The organism is Phormidium sp. CCY1219, from assembly GCF_035615515.1.
GTDB lineage: Bacteria > Cyanobacteriota > Cyanobacteriia > Cyanobacteriales > Laspinemataceae > CCY1219.
This window is the reverse complement of sequence record NZ_JAJENT010000237.1, coordinates 1-4,085: the sequence shown is the minus strand read 5'-3', so window position 1 is coordinate 4,085 and position 4,085 is coordinate 1. Positions and strand designations below refer to the sequence as shown.

Here is a 4,085-nt window from a genome sequence, read left to right as displayed (position 1 = left end):
TTAGGCTGGTCAGGTGGTTAGAAGTACAAGCCCCTGGCTTTAGACATGGGGTTGGTTTCTACGGAGTCCCTGACTGCTTATTTATCAATATCTTAACTTAACGATACAAATCTTTAAACTTTATCTTTCCCTGCCGAACCCACCCCTGTGCCACTGTTACCCTTACCTGTGGCGGATGCGGGCAGATTCTCCCCCCCTGGTCCTTCACTGCTCTACTATTGTCAATCTGCAACACTCCCTAAATTAAGTTGATTCTATATAACACATAATTTTTTATTTGTCAAGGAATAAGACTCAATTCGGGCATTTTTTCTCTGGGGACACTCGCGATCGCTCCCGTGAATATCGCTACACCTGTTCCCACGCATCCTTCAGGCAATACACCACCCGGTCTTGCTCTGCCACAGAAAGTTCGGGAAACATCGGCAACGACAACACCTCTCGAGAAGCTCTTTCACACGCGGGCAATTGACCCCTAGAATATCCCAAGTGGCGATAAACCGGTTGCAAGTGCAGGGGGAAGGGATAATACACCGTAGCGGCTACCCCCGCCTGCTGTAGCTGTTGCTGTAGGCGATCGCGCCAATTGGTTTCCCCCTCATCCCCAAGACATTTCACCCGAATCGTGTATTGATTCCACACTCCTTCCCCCCCTTCCAATTCCTGCGGGAGAACGATTCCCGGGAAGGGAGCAAGTAACTGATGGTAACGCTTCGCGATCGCCCGTCGCCGTTGGTTCCAACCCTCAAGATAGGGCAACTTCACCTGCAAAATCGCCGCCTGCAGGGCATCCAGGCGACTGTTCGCCCCCACCTGTTCGTGATAGTAACGCTTCGTCGCCCCATGATCCTTTAACACCCGCATCTTCGCCGCCAGTGCCGCATCATTGGTGGTAACAGCGCCGCCATCCCCAAACGCACCCAGATTTTTCGTGGGAAAGAAACTAAAACAGCCCATATCCCCGATGCTACCCACCTTTTTCTCCTTCCAAGTTGCCCCGGTAGACTGAGCGCAGTCTTCAATCACCGGGATCTGATGGGAAGCAGCGATCGCCATCAAGCGCGTCATCTCCACCGGTTGCCCGAATAAATGCACCAGCAGAATCGCCCGGGTGCGCGGGGTAATCGCCGCCGCCACTCGTTCCACATCTAAATTAAACCCAGAGGGCGCAATATCCACAAATACCGGGGTTGCCCCCACCTGGGAGATAACCTCAGTGGTGGCAAAAAACGTAAACGCCGTGGTAATCACCTCATCTCCCGGACCAATATCGAGCGCCCTCAAGGTCAGATAAAGCGCATCAGTCCCCGAATTGCACGCCACGCATTCCGAGGTGCCGATATAGTCGGCAAACTGGCGCTCAAAATCGCTTACCCAGGACCCGCCCACATACCGCCCGGATGCCATCACCTCTAAGACAACGGCTTCTACTTCGTTACGAATGGTTTGGTACTGTCTTGCCAAATCTAAAGGAGGGATATTATTCACTCGTTCAACCCATCACGATTGTTTAACCATACAATCAGATTTTGTGGCGAAAGGGAATCCGGTAACGAGAGAAAGTCGCTAAAGGGTGGGTAAAGCAGAGCAATTCCCCCATCCGGGAAAAGTGGTGCAGTTCCTGAAACCCGCGCTTTCCCGGGGAAATGCTGCATTCCTCGCGACTTCCGTTTCCCCCTGCCATGATGTGAAATTAACAACTCGCAATACACGATGAACGCAATCGAGCGCATTGAACTGGATTTTATCGATTTAGGATTAGGATTGGGGCTAATTGGGTTGGCGATCGCCCTGTCGGCGTGGCAGCAATTGGGATTGTCGGGGCAGTTTGCCTTAGCGGCGGCGAGAACCGTGGTGCAGCTATTGGTGGTGGGGTTTTTCTTAGAGTTCGTGTTTGAATGGAGAAATCCCCTGGTGGTGTTGGCGGTGCTGTTGGTGATGCTAACCATTGCGGCAATTGTGGCGCGCAACCGCATTGGGAAAAAAATTCCGAATTTATTGCCGTTTGTCTGGGGGTCGATTTTTGTCAGTACCGCCCTGACGTTAGTTTATGTGAATTTTTTGGTCCTGCGTCAACCCCAAGCATGGTTCGATCCGCAATATTTGATTCCGTTAACCGGGATTGTGTTGGGCAATGCGATGAATGCTTCCGCGATCGCCGGAGAGCGATTAGCCAGTACAATGAATACTTCTCAGGTGGAAATCGAAACCCATTTGTGTTTGGGGGCTACCCCGGAACAAGCGATCGCCCGCTATCGCAAAGATGCCATCCGCGCCGGTCTGATTCCCACGTTAAATGCAATGATGGTGGTGGGGATTGTCACCTTACCGGGCATTATCACCGGCCAGATTCTCAGTGGCATCAGTCCGATTAATGCGGCGGCTTATCAGATTTTAATTATGTTTATGCTGGCGTTTGCTACCTTGATGACTGCGATTTTGGTAACGAAAGCGATCTCACAGCAATTTTTTACGCGATCGGCACAATTGAAAAAATTTTAAATTTCACGGGGCGATCGGCTTGCGGGCAGTTTTTCCTAAAAATACCCAGTGTGGCGGGGATGAGAAATAAGCCAGTAACTCGGCGATCGCATCAGTCCAAAAACTGATGCGATCGTCACCTGAGTTCTAGCCGCTGCACGAAAGGGATGGGAGAACCAGAAGGGAATAAAACCCGGTGCGATCGGTTTCGGTTCATGGGATATCGAAGTCGGCGATTGAAATCCTGCCTCAAGAGATATTCTGTTTTTACCGGCGGGTCGCAGCCTGGTGACCACCTTATCTCAACAACGCAACAACATTGACATGGGCAAATATGATTCCAATGATAGTGAGTTAGAACCCCCCATAAAGCTCGACTATATTATGGAAAACTTTATCGAGCGGATTGAAAATGTGAAAGCCCTGTTTAATCAGAATTTAAGCGCAGTCATCGATATCGCAACAAGTTCTAATGATTATAATCGGGAATCCGAAGCCAGAGTTAGGCTTGCCAAACAGCTCATTGACTCTATCCTAAAAGGCTCGTATCGCTATCATAATGGCACGGAGCGGATTGAATTTAGTGATGGGCAAAGTACCTTAATAAATTTTGCCTCATCGGGACAACAAGAAGTGGTTTGGATTTTACTGCTAATTTTACTGCTAATTCTGAATCAACGCAAAGTATTTTTGGTGATTGAAGAACCCGAAGCTCATCTGTTTCCTGTAGCACAAAAGCAAATCATTGATTTGATTGCGCTGGTAGCTACTCAAAATGACAATCAAGTTGTTTTAACGACTCACAGTCCTTACATCCCTCTCATCTTTCAACAATCTTCTCTACGCCTACAACTTGGAAAGCGATAAAACTGAATCTGTAGAGCGGGTGGTCGATCGTCATTTGTGGATCGATCCAGACCGATTAGATGCTTACATGTTAGAGCAAGGCAAAGCTCGTTCTATTGTCGATCGCGACATGCGGCTGATTGAATCAGCGGAGATAGATAAAGCGTCTGATGTAATTATCGATACATTTAATCAACTATTTGAACTGGAGGATTAAGCATGAAATGCAGTTGTCAGGAGTTTTTAGATAATTACCCAAACTGTACCAAGTGCTCCACAGGTACGCAGATTACAGCACAAGAAAGAAAGCGAAACTATATCTTAAATAATCCGGACAAAAAGAAAGTTTGTAGAGTCAGAATAGATGAGTGCGTCATTGAAGGTTCATCCACCAAAAGATGCGATTACCTAATGGTAGTTTGCCATAGGGAGGGAAATAATACCAATGACAGCGACTAGTGCAAAGATATAAGCACTTATGCGAAAGAATTTGCAGGTTTTAACTTGTTATATAGCGGTTTTCATATTGTAGAGTGTTTTTCTGGATGAAGTGCCTAGCGGGAATCACAGTCAAAGCTCCGTACCACATAAGAATGAAATTTGCTAAATTTGCACCCTTGCTTACCCACCGACTCAAAGCTCCAAGGTACCCACAGCCGCAAATGATTCGCTCGAGGGAGGAGAAAAAAAAATGGACAAAAGAAGGGGGATGGGGTAAAATGTTAATAATGGGGGCAAAGGGTAAAGGCAATGCTTTT

The 4,085-nt window shown here is 47.9% G+C and carries 4 protein-coding genes; 3 read left to right on the top strand and 1 reads right to left on the bottom strand.

The window, feature by feature from the left end:
• Positions 1-348: 348 nt before the first annotated feature.
• Positions 349-1,488 (bottom strand): DegT/DnrJ/EryC1/StrS family aminotransferase, encoded by a 1,140-nt coding sequence (locus LKK83_RS02450; RefSeq protein ID WP_324629203.1) that lies wholly within the window; start codon positions 1,486-1,488, stop codon positions 349-351.
• A 225-nt stretch (positions 1,489-1,713) separates the two neighbouring features.
• Here LKK83_RS02450 and LKK83_RS02445 point away from each other — a divergent pair, with 225 nt between their 5' ends.
• From LKK83_RS02445 to LKK83_RS02435, 3 genes are all read left to right on the top strand, one after another.
• Complete coding sequence (locus tag LKK83_RS02445) at positions 1,714-2,502, top strand: ABC transporter permease (RefSeq protein ID WP_324629201.1); 789 nt, start codon at positions 1,714-1,716, stop codon at positions 2,500-2,502.
• A 267-nt stretch (positions 2,503-2,769) separates the two neighbouring features.
• Positions 2,770-3,348 (top strand): AAA family ATPase, encoded by a 579-nt coding sequence (locus tag LKK83_RS02440; protein WP_442957267.1) that lies wholly within the window; start codon positions 2,770-2,772, stop codon positions 3,346-3,348.
• Positions 3,335-3,544 carry a hypothetical protein gene (locus tag LKK83_RS02435; RefSeq protein WP_324629200.1) on the top strand — a complete coding sequence of 70 codons (210 nt, stop codon included), beginning with the start codon at positions 3,335-3,337 and terminating at the stop codon, positions 3,542-3,544. The genes LKK83_RS02440 and LKK83_RS02435 overlap by 14 nt, the downstream gene beginning before the upstream one ends.
• Positions 3,545-4,085: the final 541 nt, after the last annotated feature.